Origin of the sequence: Erwinia sp. MYb416, from assembly GCF_037479575.1 — a bacterium.
In the GTDB taxonomy this organism is placed as follows: Bacteria; Pseudomonadota; Gammaproteobacteria; order Enterobacterales; family Enterobacteriaceae; genus Erwinia; species Erwinia rhapontici.
Genome location: NZ_JBBGYT010000357.1, coordinates 1 through 981, shown reverse-complemented (window position 1 = coordinate 981; position 981 = coordinate 1). Strand labels below are relative to the sequence as shown.

General features: G+C 51.2%; 1 protein-coding gene and 2 pseudogenes. 1 reads left to right on the top strand and 2 read right to left on the bottom strand.

Features of this window, described 5'->3' with window-relative positions:
* Positions 1-363 precede the first annotated feature (363 nt).
* Positions 364-518, top strand: a pseudogene (locus tag WH277_RS28670) (DnaB-like helicase C-terminal domain-containing protein); the annotation flags it as partial.
* A gap of 15 nt (positions 519-533) precedes the next feature.
* On the opposite strand, the gene WH277_RS05255 reads toward WH277_RS28670, so the two are convergent.
* Positions 534-836, bottom strand: a complete 303-nt coding sequence (locus WH277_RS05255; RefSeq protein ID WP_159338577.1) for a hypothetical protein — start codon at positions 834-836, stop codon at positions 534-536.
* A 13-nt stretch (positions 837-849) separates the two neighbouring features.
* Positions 850-981, bottom strand: a pseudogene (locus WH277_RS28665) (RNase A-like domain-containing protein); the annotation flags it as partial.

The following is a 981-nucleotide window of genomic DNA, read 5'->3' as shown; positions in this document are numbered from 1 at the left end:
GGTACTGGAAAAAATGGCAAAATTTGAATCAATATTGTACAAGGCCGAACCGGTGCCAGGAGCGTAGCGATGATACCTGTAGACTGGCCCGGCAGAAAGCGAAACTGTGACGCCATAAGATGCCCGCAATGCACCACGGCTGCCCCTGTGCGTAGTAGTGCACATCAATGTGGGAGGGGCTAAAACCGGGGGGTGGCGCCATCCTGCTAACGGATTGTACATGATGACGGTACAGCCTGGCACCATACCATGAAACCGTGGAGGATGTCAGATGAACCCGGGTAAGAAAGGCCTCTGCGGCTTCGGGGGGATGGGGGATGAAGACTGGGCGAGAATTGCTACAAGTAACAGCAGGCAAAGATGGCGCTGATTGCCATCGACTATCTGCGCCTGATTCAGCTGAAGGAAACAGCCGTCACGATCTGGCCGTTGGTGAGGTGTCCAAAGGACTTACATCACTGGCTAAAACCATCCGCACACCTGTGGTCGCACTCAGCCTGCTGTCCCGCAGCGTTGAGTAGCGGGCTTCATATTTATTCGTCACGCTTTTGCTTCAGGTAAGCTGAGAGCCAGGTCAGGAAGTCGATTAACGTTGGGGGAAACCCGGCGCAATCGCCAACTCTGTTTTCAGTAATTAGGTTCATGGCTGGTCCAGCCAGCTCATTTGTTGGATATTCAGCAAGAAATTTATCGATTTCATCAATAAGATCATTATCTATTGCACCAATAACGTCTATCGAAGAGTCCACAACTTCAGGGTAAGTTTCTCCATACGCATCGATATCATTACCGAGAAATACAGAGAAGTATGTTCTGATATTTTTGTAATCAATCATGATTTCACTTCCCATCCAGACTGTGTGCCCCCACAATAATGCATCCCGCTTTTGTCACTCCGGTAGGTTCCGGGACCAGGCAAAGGGCGGTGGCACCGGCCAGCTCCAGCACACTCCCGAGAAACCCGATGCCACCCCAGATACG

Bases quoted from the DNA above. Each gene is read 5' to 3' on its own strand.
- WH277_RS05255 (WP_159338577.1), bottom strand. From the start codon at position 836: ATGATTGATTACAAAAATATCAGAACATACTTCTCTGTATTTCTCGGT.